Source organism: Morganella sp. Je.2.23 (genome assembly GCF_051129855.1).
Taxonomy (GTDB): Bacteria; Pseudomonadota; Gammaproteobacteria; order Enterobacterales; family Enterobacteriaceae; genus Morganella; species Morganella sibonii.
This window is the reverse complement of record NZ_JBCPSQ010000002.1, coordinates 61,432-75,634: the sequence shown is the minus strand read 5'-3', so window position 1 is coordinate 75,634 and position 14,203 is coordinate 61,432. Positions and strand designations below refer to the sequence as shown.

The window sequence follows — 14,203 nt, the reverse complement described above, 5'->3', positions numbered from 1 at the left end:
GCTTTGTCTGATTTTTAAAGGTGACAGGATGTCACCTTTGTTTCCTTTGGCATAATTAACATACAGGGACATGTATTTATGCTTACATGGCTGACAGGCCGCCGTCATGAACAGTTTGCCCGGCGCTGGCTGGAACAGCAGGGACTGACATTTGTTGCACGGAATGTCCGTTTCCGCCGGGGCGAAATCGATTTAATTATGCGGGATCACGGTACCTGGGTATTTACCGAAGTCCGTTACCGCCGTAATGCACACTATGGCAGCGCAGCAGAAAGCGTCACCAGAGCCAAGCAGCGCCGCTTACTTTATGCGGCTTCCTGCTGGTTATCTCAGCAGCAACTGAGTATGCTGACCTGTGACTGCCGTTTTGACATTTGTGCAATAACCGGTGACCATATCGACTGGCTGAAAAATGCCTTTGGTCACACCGATTTTTGTTAATACAGCCATCCGTTGCTGATAGCAGGACTTAACGTGTTAGACAGAATTAAACAGTGTTTTACTGAAAGTATTCAGACGCAGATTGCAGCCGCAGAAGCACTGCCGGATGCCATTTCCCGGGCAGCTCTGATGATGGTTCAGTCGTTACTTAACGGCAATAAAATCCTCTGCTGCGGGAACGGAGGATCAGCGGCAACAGCCTCGCGCTTCGCCACCAGTATGATCCACCGGTTTGAAACCGAACGCCCGAGCCTGCCGGCACTGGCACTGAATACCGATAATGTGGTGATGACCGCTATCGCCGCCAACCGGCAGCAGGATGAAATTTATGCCAAACAGGTCCGCGCCATCGGCCAGACCGGTGATGTGCTGCTGGCAATATCCACCCACGGCAACAGCCGCAATATCATCAAAGCGGTTGAGGCAGCGGTAACCCGCGATATGACCATTGTGGCCCTGACCGGCTACGACGGCGGGGAGCTGGCCGGTCTGCTGGGTCCGCGTGATGCGGAAATCCGCGTACCATCACAGCACAGTGTCCGCATACAGGAAGTACATATGCTGACGGTGAATTGTTTATGTGATTTAATCGACAATACCCTTTTCCCCCACCAGGAAGACTAAGGAGATATTATGAGAATTGTGCCAGTGGCAGCACTTATCTGCAGCGCACTACTGTTACAGGGATGTATCGGTGCAGCACTTGTCGGGTCTGCGGCTGTGGCAACCAAAGCCGCCACAGACCCCCGTTCTGTCGGCACACAGGTCGATGACGGTACACTCGAAGCACGTGTCAGCGGCCAGCTCAATAAGGATAAAGATATCAAACAGCAGCGGATTGTTCCGGTGGCTTATCAGGGAAAAGTTCTGCTGATTGGTCAGTCTGCGGATCTCTCTCTGGCACGGCGGGCAAAAGAGATTGCCGCTAAAGTGGATGGTACTGAACTGGTGTATAACGAAGTACGTCAGGGCGAGCCGATTGATTTGGGTACCGCATCGAAAGATGCCTGGATCACCACCAAAGTCCGCTCCAAACTGCTGACCAGTGATGCGGTAAAATCCGCCAATATCAAAGTGATCACTGAAAACGGCGAGATTTTCCTGTTAGGGGTGGTTACCCGCCAGGAAGGGGCAGCGGCGGCAAAAGTTGCCAGTGAAACGGATGGTGCCAAAAAAGTCACCACAGCCTTTACCTGGCTGAATTAATTCCGCCTGCTTTCGGAAACCGATAAGAAACCTGACTTAATGTCAGGTTTTTTTATGGCCTCTCAGGCCGCCCGGTATCCGCTCACCCGCCCGGATGGCGGATAAAATTCAGTATATATCAATAAATAACAAATCATCAGAATAATATAGCGAAAAACCAGGGCGATACTCATAATCATAATTACTTATGATTTTTATAAAAACAAATCAATAAGATAAATTCATTATACCCGGATTAATTATCATCCAGGTTATTTTTCTTCAGGAACTCTGTTCCCCCCAGTAACTGCATCTGATGCAGTATCCATTGCTGGCGCTGACGAAGATATGCCGAGGGTTTATCCGCATGCAGGCGGTGAGGATTCGGCAGCACAGCAGCCAGTAATGCAGCTTCCGCAGCCGTCAGATTTTTGGCGCTTTTACCGAAAAAGTGCTGTGCCGCCGCTTCCGCACCGAAAATGCCCGGCCCGAATTCCGCAATATTAAGATAGACCGTCAGAATACGTGACTTTGACCAGACCAGCTCAACACCGGGCGTCAGCAGCGTTTCCAGCCCTTTACGCACCCAGCTGCGCCCGTCCCACAGGAACAGATTCTTAACCGTCTGCTGGGTCAGTGTGGATGCTCCGCGTGCAGCATGGCCTTTCTTACTGCTTTTTGAGAGTGCATCGGAGATGGCGCCGAAATCAAAACCATGATGAACAGGGAAATTCTGATCCTCGGACGCAATCACCGCCAGCTTCATCCGCGGTGAAATATCGTCTCCGCTGACCCATGTACTGCGGGCGACATAAGAAAAATTGAATGTTGACCATGCCGAAAGCTGTCTTTCCAGCATTACCATGGAATAAGGAACAGGGAGGAATGCGAACAAAATTATCATTGTTACCCATAACAACATAACAAAAACAACTATTTTCCGCAGAAATCGTAATATCCTCCCCATCATTTCCCTCATTCTTTATCAGGCCATTTCAAGTACTTTCTTCACCAGTTTATCAATTCCGATCTGCGCCTGTGCAATATTCTCAGCCAGCATATAAGCAGGGGTCGTCACGATTTTATGCGTTTCATCTACGACGATATTATCCACTGTGCAGTTGACATGCACCCCGCCCATTTCCGCAATTGCTGCCGCCGTATCAGAATCATTACCAATCGTAAGCTGAACTGATGAATTAACGATTTTCGGGATCATTACCGGTGCAATGCATATAAATCCCATCGGTTTGCCCTGAGACAACATTTCACGTGATAATGATAAAAAATACTTATTAATCTCACAAGCGGCGCCTTTCTCTGCAAAATCACACAGATTTTTTGCCGCACCAAAACCGCCCGGAACAATCAGCGCATCCAGCTGTGATGCATCAGCTTCTGACAGCGGACGGATTTGCCCGCGGGAAATCCGCGCCGACTCTTCCAGCATATTGCGTTTCTCTGATTTTTCCTCACCGGAAAGGTGATTGATAACAGTGCGTTGAGGTTCATCAGGTGCAAAAAAATACACCTGTGCACCGGATTGGGTTAAACTGAGCAGCGAAAGAACGGATTCATGGATTTCACTGCCGTCGAAAACACCGCATCCGCTTAAAACGATACCAACAGATTTCATATCTGACTCCTTTTGTAGTAGGTTAATGCTTAACCCTTTAGAGGTGCAAACACCAATCTTCATCACAGTTTTTAATGAATCTTGTAACAAAAATACTTATCTTTGCTATGTTGAAGCCTGTATGATGTAAGAGCCTATTTCATCACTCGCCTAAATAACGATAAATAGTTGTCGCGGGTGAACCAGTTTCCCTGGTGTTGGCGCAGTATTCGCGCACCCCAACCTCGGTTGGGGTTATTTTTTACCTGCGGTTTGCCAGCCAGTTTCTTAAAATCCCCACCTGACTTTCCCAATCGTGATTCAGTTCATCGACCCATTCCTGCACGTTGTCATCCCATGCCGGTAAATCCGGTGACTGAATCTGCTGCGCAACCTGCCGAAGATGGATAAGCCCGACAGACCCGGCCGCACCTTTGATTTTGTGTCCTTCTTCCGCGATGCCTTTGCGATCTTTTGCCACCATATTGGAATTCAGGATCGCCAGATAGCCCGGCATCATTTTTTCAAACACATCCAGGCTGTCTTCAATCAGTTTCGGTCCCACCAGTTCGATATACTGATTCAGCATCTCCAGATCCAGTGACTGCGTATACACGTCCTCAGACGCCGCTGTGCTGTTTTCCTCCGCAGGCAATGACTCACTGCCATCACCCCAGAATTTCGCTATCATCTGCGTCAGAGCGCCCACAGCGAGCGGTTTGCTCAGCACATCGTTCATACCTGCGTCCAGATACTCTTTTTTATCCTTCAGCACGTTAGCAGTCAGTGCCACCAGCGGCGGCAAATCATCCGGCTGATAGCGCTGATGCAGCTCACGGGCGATATCCAGCCCGCTCATGTCCGGCAGCTGAATATCCAGCAGCACAAGGTCGTATTCTTCCGGCGAGAACATCGCAAGCGCATCACGGCCGTTCATCGCGACATCCACCGTATTACCCAGTTTTTCCAGAACAGAACGCGCCACCACCACATTCAGCTCAATATCCTCCACCAGCAGGATATTCAGGGCAGGCAGCAGCAGGCCGTCATCTTCTTCCTCTTCCGGTGCATCCTGCGCAGGCGCGCAGACCGACAGCGTGAAGCAGGAGCCTTTACCCGGCTCACTGGTTACAACAATATCGCCGCCCATCGCCTGTGCCAGACGGCGGGAGACAGCCAGACCGATACCGGTGCCGGTGGCCGGGCGCCCGCCCGCACTGTCTGTCACCTGGTAATACATGGCAAAGATTTTCTCCAGCTCATCTTTCGGAATTCCGATACCGGAGTCCCGTACCTCAAAGCAGAGCATATCGTTGGCTTCACGCCACACTTTCACCGTAATGCCGCCCTCACGGGTAAATTTCACGCCGTTGCCGATAAGATTCCACAGAATCTGGCGCAGGCGGGTGCCGTCAGTCATAATAACCGACGGTACCGGCTGGATCAGATCGAGGGTAAACTGCAGTCCCTTCGGCTGCACCAGCAGGCCGGACAGGTTTTCCAGATCAGAGATAAATTCGGTGAAATTAACCGGCTGGGTATCGAGGCGGACATTGCGCCGCTCCAGTTTATCCATCTCAATGACGTCGTTGAAGATATTGCCGAGCGTTACGGCGCTGACGTGAATGGTTTTCAGGTAATTTTCCTGTTCCGGATTGAGATCGGTATCCAGCAGAATACGACTCAGCCCGACAATCCCGTTCAGCGGCGTGCGCAGTTCATGGCTGATGGTAGAGATAAAGGTGGTTTTCTCACGGCTGGCGTTTTCAATCGCCTCCTGATAGCGCTTACGCTCGGTGATATCCCGGCCGAAGCCCATCAGACCGTGGCGTTTGCCGACACTGTCATAAAACGGCACTTTACGCAGTTCAAAGCAGGCTTTGCGCCCGTCCGGGTATACCAGCCACTGCTCATAGGTGAGAGAAACATTATGGCGGAATACTTTTTCGTCGGTTTCCATTACCTTATCAGCGATTTCCGGCTCATAAATATCACGCGGGGTCAGGCCGCGCAGCAGTTTTTCACTGCGGCCGGTGAGCAGCTCCATCGCGCGGTTACAACCGGAAAATTCATTTTTTTCATTGCGGTAATAGACCAGATCCGGTGATGCATCGAGGAAGGAGCGCAGCAGGACAGATTGCTGCTCAAATTCAAGCTGGGTTTGTTCGCGGCGGCTGATCTCTTTCTTCAGTTTTTCCAGCAGAATGACCTGCTCATCCTCCACTTTCTCGCGCTCGCTGATTTCCTGATTCAGCTGGGTAATATTCTCTTTCAGCTGTTCGTTGAGCTCCAGGTCCCGTTTACGCATCACTTCCAGTTTACTGACCAGTCCGGACAGACGCTGGCGGGATTCTTCCAGCTGCTCAACCACAACAGACATAAAATAGACCGCCCACGGCGTGATCAGCAGACCGAAGAAAACGGAACGGACCAGGTCGATACTCTGCACTTCCCCCTGAAGCAGCATGGTGACAGCAATCTGTACCACCATCGCCAGCACCACCAGTCCCGATGCCAGTAATAACGAAAACCGGACCAGTCCCAGTTTCATCAGTAAATCAACATAATATTGTGCTAAACCGCGTAGCAATTTCATACCTGCTCCACCCGCTGAATAAGGGTTAGTATCATAACGTAAATTTGGCGGATCACCGCGTTTCCGCGATGATTGTTTCCTGCACTCATCATAGCGGATTAATTAAAAAATCAAATTAACCGGAGCTATATGTATCCTCTGCCGGATAATATGGCCGGATAACACCCCGTTGCTGTTTTTTTATCTGAATAAAATTTAAAACACGACATTTATCTGCAAATTAGCAGAAACAAAGCAGATAAAATCAGGTTATAAATAAAAATGCCCGCACTGCGCGGTAATAACCCGCAAAAAACAGTGATGTACATCACACAAAAAATTGACTGTCCCGCTGCGCAAACAGCGGTTTAAAATCCTGAAAATAGTTTTTTTTCATTAAATTATCGCAAAAAACCCGCCCGCATACTGCCAATCCCTGATATTTGACCGCCATAGTATTTCCCGGTAAGTTGAAAAATGACGTTCCGGATCACCTGTGGTCAGCACCGATATAATAATTATACGCTCGCCGGTCGCGGCACAAACATAACATCACAATACCCTTTGCTGAGATATCTGTCGTCAGCAGGGCTGACTGAGGCCCGGAAACAGCTTTGCCGCAGAAATGCGGCGTAATGTGAGACATGCAAAAGGGGCCACATATGCTTTATAACCCGTCACAGGATAAGGACAACTGCGGTTTCGGCCTGATTGCCCACCTCGAAGGACAACCCAGCCATAAAGTCGTGCGTACCGCTATCAGCGGACTGGCGCGGATGCAGCATCGCGGTGCGATTCTCGCCGACGGCAAAACCGGCGACGGCTGCGGTTTATTATTACAAAAACCCGATCGTTTCTTTCAGATGATTGCTGAAGAGAATGAATGGCGGCTTGCGCGCAATTATGCGGTCGGCATGCTGTTTCTCAGTCAGGACCCGGCAATTGCACAAAGCTGCCGCGCTATCATTGAAGAAGAGCTGGCTGACGAAACGCTGTTTATCGCCGGATGGCGCAAAGTGCCGGTCAGACCGGAAATTCTCGGTGAAATCGCCCTCGCCGGTATGCCGCAGATTGAACAGGTTTTTATCAATGCACCGGCCGGGTGGCGGGCGCGGGATCTGGAACGCCGTCTGTTTATGGCACGCCGCCGCATTGAAAAACGCATCAGCGACCCGGATTTTTATGTCTGCAGTCTGTCCAACCTGGTGACGATTTATAAAGGTCTGTGTATGGCCGCCGATCTGCCGCGCTTTTATCCGGATCTGGCCGATTTAAGAATGGAATCCGCCATTTGTCTGTTCCACCAGCGTTTTTCCACCAATACCGTTCCGCGCTGGCCGCTGGCACAGCCGTTTCGCTATCTCGCCCACAACGGCGAAATCAATACCATCACCGGTAACCGCGAATGGGCTCGTGCACGCGCTTATAAATTCCGCACGCCGCTGATCCCGGATCTTATCACCGCCGCCCCGTTTGTTAATGAAACCGGCTCTGACTCCAGTTCGCTGGATAATATGCTGGAACTGTTCCTCAACGGCGGGATGGATCTGGTGCGTGCCATGCGTCTGCTGGTACCGCCTGCCTGGCAGAATCATCCGGATATGGATGACGATCTGCGCGCCTTTTTTGATTTTAACTCTATGCATATGGAGCCGTGGGACGGTCCGGCCGGGATTGTTATCTCTGACGGCCGCTATGCCGCCTGTAACCTTGACCGCAACGGCCTGCGCCCTGCCCGCTATGTTATCACCACGGATAAACTGATCACCTGTGCCTCCGAAATCGGTATCTGGGATTATCAGCCGGATGAGGTCACAGAAAAAGGCCGTGTCGGCCCGGGTGAGCTGCTGGTGATTGATACACAGGAAGGCCGCATTCTTCATACCCGCGAGACAGATAACGATCTCAAAACCCGTCATCCCTATAAAGCCTGGCTGGAAAAAAATGTTGTACGGCTCACGCCGTATCAGGATCTGATGAATGAAACACCGCCGCAGCGTGCGCTGGATGATGCACAACTGGCGGTGTATCAGAAACAATTCGGTTATACCCTCGAAGAGCTGGAGCAGGTCTTGCGGGTGCTGGGAGAAAACGGCCAGGAAGCGGTGGGATCGATGGGAGATGATACCCCGTTTGCGGTACTCTCCGCCCGCCCGCGTCTGATTTATGATTATTTCCGTCAGCAGTTTGCCCAGGTAACCAATCCGCCTGTCGATCCGCTGCGTGAAGCCCATGTCATGTCGCTCGCCACCAGTATCGGCCGGGAGATGAATGTCTTCTGCGAAGCGGAAGGTCAGGCGCACCGGCTGAGTATGGCTTCCCCGGTGCTGATGCACACGGATTTTGAACAACTGCTGAGCCGCGATCCGGATTATTACCGTGCGGAACATCTGTCACTCTGTTTTGATCCGCGGGAAACCACGCTGGAACAGGCGATCCGCACTCTGTGCGATAACGCGGAAGCTGCCGTCCGCGGCGGCGCGGTTCTGGTGGTACTGAGTGACCGGCAGATTTCCCCTGACACACTGCCGATCCCGGCGCCGATGGCGGTGGGTGCGGTACAGCAGCGACTGGTCAGCCGCAGCCTGCGCTGTGACGCCAATATTATTGCCGAAACCGCCGGTGCCCGTGACCCGCACCATTTTGCTGTGCTGCTCGGGTTCGGTGCTACCGCCATCTATCCTTATCTCGCCTGTGAATCCCTGCTGAAACTGTGCAGCGATAACGTCCTTACCCATTCACCGGCACAGGTGTTACTCAACTACCGCAACGGCATCAACAAAGGGCTGTATAAAATCATGTCCAAAATGGGGATTTCTGCTGTCTCCTCATACCGCTGCGCCAAGCTATTTGAAGCTGTCGGCCTGAGTGATGCCGTGGCGGAACTCTGTTTCCGGGGTGTGCCGAACCGGATCGGCGGCGCGGATTTCAGTGATTTCCAGCAGGATCTGCATAACCTGTCACGCCTTGCCTGGCTGCCGCGCAAACCGCTCGATGCGGGCGGTCTGCTGAAATACATTCATAACAGTGAATATCACGCCTATAATCCGGATGTGATCGCCACATTGCAGAAAGCAGTTCACAGCGGCAATTATGCGGATTATCAGCACTATGCTGCGCTGGTAAACGGCCGTCCGGCCGCCATGCTGCGCGATTTGCTGGCCCTGCGCACAGATACACAGGCAATCAGTATTGATGAGACAGAATCTGCCGAATCCCTGTTTTCACGCTTTGATACCGCCGCCATGTCGATCGGCGCACTCAGCCCGGAAGCCCATGAAGCACTGGCTATCGCCATGAACCGGCTCGGCGGCAGTTCTAATTCCGGCGAAGGCGGCGAAGATCCGGCACGCTTCGGCACAGAAAAAAACTCCAAAATCAAACAGGTCGCCTCCGGGCGTTTTGGTGTCACGCCTGGTTATCTGCGCAGTGCGCGGGTTATCCAGATCAAGGTGGCACAAGGCGCGAAACCCGGTGAAGGCGGCCAGCTGCCGGGGGATAAAGTCACGCCGTATATCGCCTCACTGCGCTATTCCGTGCCCGGCGTCACCCTGATCTCCCCGCCTCCGCACCACGATATTTACTCTATCGAAGATCTGGCTCAGCTGATTTTCGATCTCAAACAGGTAAATCCGGACGCACTGATTTCCGTCAAACTGGTTTCTGAGCCGGGCGTCGGCACGATTGCCACCGGGGTGGCCAAGGCCTACGCCGACTTTATCACCATTTCAGGGTATGACGGCGGTACCGGTGCCAGTCCGCTTACCTCGGTCAAATATGCAGGTACACCGTGGGAACTGGGGCTGGCAGAAGCTCAGCAGGCACTGGTCAACAATGGTCTGCGCCATAAAATCCGCTTGCAGACAGACGGCGGGCTGAAAACCGGGCTGGATATCATCAAAGCCGCTATCCTCGGGGCGGAAAGCTTTGGTTTCGGCACCGGACCGATGGTTGCACTCGGCTGTAAATATCTGCGCATCTGTCATCTGAATAACTGTGCCACCGGCGTGGCAACCCAGGATGAAACGCTGCGCCGCGATCACTATCACGGCCTGCCGGAGCGGGTGATGAATTATTTCCGCTTTATTGCGCAGGAAACGCGTGAGCTGATGGCACAGCTCGGGGTGCGGAAACTGACCGATCTTATCGGCCGCACGGATTTACTGGTCAGAATTGAAGGCACTACCGCACGACAGCAGAAACTGGATCTGTCCGATCTTCTGGTATCACCGGTGCCCCATGAAGGTGCGGCGCTGTTCTGCTCTCAAACCAACCCGCCGTTTGATAAGGGGGAACTGAACCGCCGCATTCTGGATGATACCCGCACCTGCGTGCAGACACAGCAATCCCGCGCATTTTATTATGATATCCGCAATACCGACCGTTCGGTGGGTGCCGCCCTGTCAGGGTTTGTGGCGGAACTGTACGGCAACAGCGGGATCGCCGCTTCTCCGCTGAAACTGTATTTCACCGGCACCGCCGGGCAGAGTTTCGGCGTCTGGAATGCCGCCGGGATTGAACTGACCCTGACGGGAGATGCCAATGACTACGTCGGTAAAGGTATGGCGGGCGGGCAGATTGTTCTGCATCCGCATCCGGGTTCTGCGTTTGCTGCTCACGATACAACCATTGCGGGCAATACCTGTCTGTATGGTGCCACCGGTGGTAAATTCTATGCCGCAGGCCGCGCCGGAGAGCGCTTTGCTGTCCGTAACTCCGGTGCACTGGCCGTTGCCGAAGGTGTCGGTGATAACGGCTGTGAATATATGACCGGCGGGATTGTCTGTGTGCTCGGCAAAACCGGTATCAACTTCGCTGCCGGTATGACCGGCGGATTTGCTTATCTCTATGATGAGGATGGCACCGCCGCCGGACGTGTCAACCCGGAAATGGCGGAAACCCGTGATATCAGCGGGCTGCCGGTTCTGCAGGAACATCTGCGCGGTATGCTGGAAGATCACCGCCGCCTGACCGGTTCCGCCAGAGCAGAAGCACTTCTCAGAGAATGGACAGAACAGGCCGGGCGGTTTATCCTCGTCAAGCCTAAATCTGCGGATATTCATGCACTTGCCGGGATAAACAACCGGTCAGACAGTGAATTACGGGTCCGGGCACAGTAAGGGGAATCAAGATGAGCCGCAATGTTTATCAGTTTATTGAATTACAGCGTACAGATCCGCAAAAGCTGCCGCTGGCACTCCGTAAAACCGAATTTATCGAGATTTATGAGCCTTTTTCACCACCTCAGGTGAAAGAGCAGGCCACCCGCTGTCTCGGCTGCGGTAATCCGTACTGTGAATGGAAATGCCCGGTACATAACTATATTCCCAACTGGCTGCGGCTGGCGGAGGAAGGCCGGATTATCGAGGCCGCAGAGCTGTCACACCAGACCAACAGCCTGCCGGAAGTGTGCGGCCGGGTGTGTCCGCAGGACCGGTTATGTGAAGGTGCCTGTACACTGCATGATGAGTTCGGCGCCGTCACTATCGGCAATATTGAGCGTTACATCACGGATAAAGCCTTTGAAATGGGCTGGAGACCGGATCTCTCTGCTGTCCGCCCGACAGGAAAAAAAGTAGCCGTGATCGGTGCCGGTCCTGCCGGTCTGGCCTGCGCGGATGTTCTGATCCGTAACGGCGTAACCCCGGTGGTGTTTGATAAGCACCCGGAAATCGGCGGGCTTCTCACGTTCGGCATTCCGTCGTTCAAACTGGAAAAATCCATTATGCAGCGCCGCCGTGAACTGTTCACCGAAATGGGCGTGGAATTTCAGCTGAATACCGAGATCGGAAAAAATATCGCCCTCAGTGAATTGCAGCAGCAATATGACGCCATATTTATTGGTGCGGGCACTTATCAGCCAATGAGCGGCGGACTGAAAAATGAAGACGCTGCGGGCGTATACAGCGCCCTGCCGTATCTGATCGGTAATACCCGCAAGGTCATGGAACTGCCCGATGATGATTCAGCTCCGTTTATTGATCTGAAGAATAAACGCGTTGTGGTGCTCGGCGGCGGAGATACCGCAATGGACTGTCTGCGGACCGCTGTTCGCCAGGGCGCTTCGGAAGTGACCTGTGTGTACCGCCGTGATGAGGAAAATATGCCGGGCTCGCGCCGTGAGGTGAAAAATGCGAAAGAAGAAGGCGTGAATTTCCGTTTTAACTGTCAGCCATCCGCCATTGAAACCGATGCATCCGGCACTGCATGTGGTGTCCGCGTATTCACCACACGGTTAGGTGATGCAGACAGCAGCGGCCGCCGTCAGATTGAAACGGATGATGACTCCGCTTTTGTTATTGATGCTGATGCGGTCATTATCGCTTTCGGTTTCCGGCCGCACGCCATGCCGTGGCTGGATGCCCTCAGTGTCACACGGGATCAGCAAGGCCGGATCAGCGCCCCGGCACAGGCAACTTATCCGTTTGAAACGTCTGTCAGCGGTATTTTTGCCGGGGGTGATGTGGTACGCGGCTCAGATCTGGTGGTTACCGCCATTGCCGAAGGCCGCCGGGCGGCAGAAAGTATTCTGGATTATCTGCATGTATAAAAACGGATTCACACTTATATAAAACCCGGTAACGGGAAGGCTGAAAATTCCCCTTCCCGTTATTGTCTGTCCCCTGAAATCCGGTTTTGTGCTTCAGATTTGACGACACCGTTTTATTGTCTGTCAGACAAATATCAGATATCTAATTATTACTACTCATATATTTTTAATTACCGGCTGTTAGTATTATCTGAATTTCGGATCATAAGGAAATATCCAATGGCAGATTTACGCTATATTACAGGCGGTGCAGATGGCTGGCTTAATGTCAAAAGAGAACCCGCACAAAACATTATCGCACTCCCCGGAACATTAAAAGTTGATGTAACCAGTAATAAGAATGGTCGCGACTATTTTACAGCGTCAGAAGGTGTGGAAAAAGGGAAAAACTTTTCTGTTAAAGAGGGGTATTTATCAAGAGTCAGCCCGAATTACCGATCAGCAGCGTCACTCAGTTTTTCTGTTTCAAATGAAATACTGGAATATCCTTACGGGAAAATACATGCTTTCACCGATGATATCAACCCAATCCCTGTTGGTATTCACAATATTCAAATACCTGATTTCCCGCATGATGGCGGTTTAGGATATACCGTACAGTCACCGTTTGCCAAAAATTGGTTTTATTTGGGAACAGGAAATGCAGTCCCGGGTAATAATGACCGGTATTTACATCCCGGAAGAGGTACTTTAGGCTGTATTACTGTTGACCCTACCAAATGGACAGAATTATACGAATATCTTATTCGTTGCAGGAGCGGAGATGGAAAAACTGTCGGTCGTGTTACTGTTACTCGTTAATAGTCTTTTTATTGCACCTGCCAGTGCCGGTATTGATACGCTTGTTTTAAAAAATACGGCTGATGCCCGGCAGCCCGGCCTGGTTCTTGATGGCCTGAAAAATGCGGCAATATCACCTGATGATACCGTGCTTTCACGATTTAATACGCCGGCTGTCAACGCAATGGCAAAGAAAAACTGGTCAGCTGCCGGAAAAATGTATGGCGAAAAGATGCTGCGTTATCCTTCACCCGACACTATCGTACACTATGCTGATGCCCGGTTATTAATGCTTAAAGAAGTAAAAATCAGGAACAATGCCTTAACTGAGTTTAATACGGTGGTTGTACCGGATACGCTTCTCTATTATCGCTCGGCTGAAACCGTGGATAATCAGATTAATCAATTATCCGCAGATGAAAAACAACACCTTCGCACGAAAATAGCCTGCATTGAGACGTTTATTGCAGACAAAGAAGCAAAAACATTTACCTGCCCGATACTCCGGTAATCCCGGCTGAATTTCAGTAAAAAGACCGCTTTCGCGGTCTTTTTGTTTATCGGTCTGTTACTTCACGACACGCAGGTTCGGACGGCCCCGCGGTGGTTTCGGCGGTTCCGGGTCATCCCCGTCAGTGCCTTCTTCCGCCGGTTTTTCCGGTTCGTCGTGGATCAGGGTGATGTTATCCGCTGCCGGTGTCAGAATTTCGTCTTCTTCCGTAGCTTCATACGCGGCTTCCGGCTCAAACATCATGCCCGCCCCGTTTTCACGGGCGTAGACAGCGATGATCGCGGCCATCGGTACATCCACCTGACGCGGAACACCACCGAAACGGGCATTAAAGCCGACCCACTCGTTGGTCATTTCCAGATTACCCACAGCACGTGGCGCAATATTCAGGACAATCTGACCATCCTGAGCATACTCCATCGGTACATTCACACCGGGGATATTCACATCCACCACCAGATGAGGTGTCAGTTCATTATCCAGTAACCACTCATAGTGTGCCCGTAACAGATAAGGCCGGCGTGGTGTTAATTCCTGAATATCCAT

The 14,203-nt window shown here is 51.8% G+C and carries 11 protein-coding genes; 7 read left to right on the top strand and 4 right to left on the bottom strand.

The annotated features are described in order from the left end of the window. Positions 1 to 78: 78 nt before the first annotated feature. The 3 genes from AAZR23_RS10900 to dolP are packed head-to-tail and all read left to right on the top strand — an operon-like array spanning position 79 to position 1,647. Positions 79 to 441, top strand: coding sequence for a YraN family protein (locus AAZR23_RS10900; RefSeq protein WP_218426653.1), 363 nt, complete (start codon positions 79 to 81; stop codon positions 439 to 441). A 33-nt stretch (positions 442 to 474) separates the two neighbouring features. Continuing rightward, positions 475 to 1,065 (top strand): DnaA initiator-associating protein DiaA, encoded by a 591-nt coding sequence (gene diaA / locus AAZR23_RS10895; protein ID WP_025151814.1) that lies wholly within the window; start codon positions 475 to 477, stop codon positions 1,063 to 1,065. 9 nt (positions 1,066 to 1,074) lie between these two features. After that, positions 1,075 to 1,647 carry a division/outer membrane stress-associated lipid-binding lipoprotein gene (gene dolP, locus AAZR23_RS10890; protein ID WP_046892981.1) on the top strand — a complete coding sequence of 191 codons (573 nt, stop codon included), beginning with the start codon at positions 1,075 to 1,077 and terminating at the stop codon, positions 1,645 to 1,647. Between the two features lie 235 nt (positions 1,648 to 1,882). Here dolP and mtgA read toward each other — a convergent pair whose 3' ends face one another. From mtgA to arcB, 3 genes are all read right to left on the bottom strand, one after another. Further along, complete coding sequence (gene mtgA, locus AAZR23_RS10885) at positions 1,883 to 2,605, bottom strand: monofunctional biosynthetic peptidoglycan transglycosylase (RefSeq protein WP_052926611.1); 723 nt, start codon at positions 2,603 to 2,605, stop codon at positions 1,883 to 1,885. Positions 2,606 to 2,611: 6 nt separating this feature from the next. Further along, complete coding sequence (elbB, locus tag AAZR23_RS10880) at positions 2,612 to 3,262, bottom strand: isoprenoid biosynthesis glyoxalase ElbB (protein ID WP_046892983.1); 651 nt, start codon at positions 3,260 to 3,262, stop codon at positions 2,612 to 2,614. Between the two features lie 241 nt (positions 3,263 to 3,503). Then, complete coding sequence (arcB, locus tag AAZR23_RS10875; protein ID WP_046893111.1) at positions 3,504 to 5,837, bottom strand: aerobic respiration two-component sensor histidine kinase ArcB; 2,334 nt, start codon at positions 5,835 to 5,837, stop codon at positions 3,504 to 3,506. Positions 5,838 to 6,478: 641 nt separating this feature from the next. Here arcB and gltB point away from each other — a divergent pair. The 4 genes from gltB to AAZR23_RS10855 all read left to right on the top strand — a co-directional run bounded on the left by gltB (position 6,479) and on the right by AAZR23_RS10855 (position 13,657). Beyond that, entirely contained in the window at positions 6,479 to 10,936 is a 4,458-nt protein-coding gene (gltB, locus tag AAZR23_RS10870) for a glutamate synthase large subunit (protein ID WP_434692548.1), read from the top strand. Positions 10,937 to 10,947: 11 nt separating this feature from the next. Continuing rightward, complete coding sequence (locus AAZR23_RS10865; protein WP_434692545.1) at positions 10,948 to 12,366, top strand: FAD-dependent oxidoreductase; 1,419 nt, start codon at positions 10,948 to 10,950, stop codon at positions 12,364 to 12,366. 219 nt (positions 12,367 to 12,585) lie between these two features. Beyond that, on the top strand, positions 12,586 to 13,167 hold the full coding sequence (locus tag AAZR23_RS10860) for a hypothetical protein (RefSeq protein ID WP_166708532.1): 582 nt from the start codon (positions 12,586 to 12,588) through the stop codon (positions 13,165 to 13,167). Next, positions 13,130 to 13,657 (top strand): hypothetical protein, encoded by a 528-nt coding sequence (locus AAZR23_RS10855; RefSeq protein WP_434692543.1) that lies wholly within the window; start codon positions 13,130 to 13,132, stop codon positions 13,655 to 13,657. Before AAZR23_RS10860 ends, AAZR23_RS10855 begins: the two co-directional genes overlap by 38 nt. 57 nt (positions 13,658 to 13,714) lie before the next feature. On the opposite strand, the gene sspB is transcribed toward AAZR23_RS10855, so the two are convergent. Then, positions 13,715 to 14,203 (bottom strand): ClpXP protease specificity-enhancing factor, encoded by a 489-nt coding sequence (sspB, locus tag AAZR23_RS10850; RefSeq protein WP_046892986.1) that lies wholly within the window; start codon positions 14,201 to 14,203, stop codon positions 13,715 to 13,717.

Excerpts from the sequence above, each read along its gene's own strand:
- AAZR23_RS10865 (WP_434692545.1), top strand. The coding sequence starts at position 10,948 with ATGAGCCGCAATGTTTATCAGTTTATTGAATTACAGCGTACAGATCCG.
- sspB (WP_046892986.1), bottom strand. The coding sequence starts at position 14,203 with ATGGATATTCAGGAATTAACACCACGCCGGCCTTATCTGTTACGGGCA.
- AAZR23_RS10900 (WP_218426653.1), top strand. The coding sequence starts at position 79 with ATGCTTACATGGCTGACAGGCCGCCGTCATGAACAGTTTGCCCGGCGC.
- gltB (WP_434692548.1), top strand. The coding sequence starts at position 6,479 with ATGCTTTATAACCCGTCACAGGATAAGGACAACTGCGGTTTCGGCCTG.
- elbB (WP_046892983.1), bottom strand. The coding sequence starts at position 3,262 with ATGAAATCTGTTGGTATCGTTTTAAGCGGATGCGGTGTTTTCGACGGC.
- arcB (WP_046893111.1), bottom strand. The coding sequence starts at position 5,837 with ATGAAATTGCTACGCGGTTTAGCACAATATTATGTTGATTTACTGATG.
- dolP (WP_046892981.1), top strand. The coding sequence starts at position 1,075 with ATGAGAATTGTGCCAGTGGCAGCACTTATCTGCAGCGCACTACTGTTA.
- mtgA (WP_052926611.1), bottom strand. The coding sequence starts at position 2,605 with ATGAGGGAAATGATGGGGAGGATATTACGATTTCTGCGGAAAATAGTT.
- AAZR23_RS10860 (WP_166708532.1), top strand. The coding sequence starts at position 12,586 with ATGGCAGATTTACGCTATATTACAGGCGGTGCAGATGGCTGGCTTAAT.
- AAZR23_RS10855 (WP_434692543.1), top strand. The coding sequence starts at position 13,130 with ATGGAAAAACTGTCGGTCGTGTTACTGTTACTCGTTAATAGTCTTTTT.